The sequence below is a fragment of the Polaromonas sp. P1_G2 genome (genome assembly GCF_056405515.1).
Genome location: NZ_JBFUBY010001510.1, coordinates 1 through 390 on the forward strand (window position 1 = coordinate 1; position 390 = coordinate 390).

General features: G+C 60.0%; 1 protein-coding gene. It reads left to right on the forward strand.

The annotated features are described in order from the left end of the window. Positions 1-254: hypothetical protein (locus AC1D0P_RS31310; protein ID WP_477680284.1), on the forward strand; the 254-nt coding region annotated here is incomplete at its 5' end. Positions 255-390 lie beyond the last annotated feature (136 nt).

Consider the following 390-nt stretch of genomic DNA (forward strand, 5'->3'; position numbering starts at 1 on the left):
CCGATGGCGGCGGCGGCAATCGTATGCGGCTCTGTATCGCGATCCCTCCGAACCACATGTCACTCAACCTTGTGCCAACAACAGCCGACCCCGCAGAACATCAGCGTTTGGCACGAGATCCTCGAAGATTGCTCCGTGTCGCCGGGGCGAGCGAATGGGAGCGCATCCGCGAAAGCCTGCCTCGACATGTTGGCTGTGCGGTGCCGGACCATCGAAGAGAGCAGACTGGATCATGGGGCGCATTCTTTCTGTAGACTGTTCCTATTTTGTTCTCGGGACAAACATTATCAAGACCCCCCGCTTCGTATCGTCCGTCCAAGCGTCGGAGTGCCAGCCAAGGCGGCGGCGATAAAGTCGTGAACGATTGAGCCGCCCGCACGGGCCCTACCC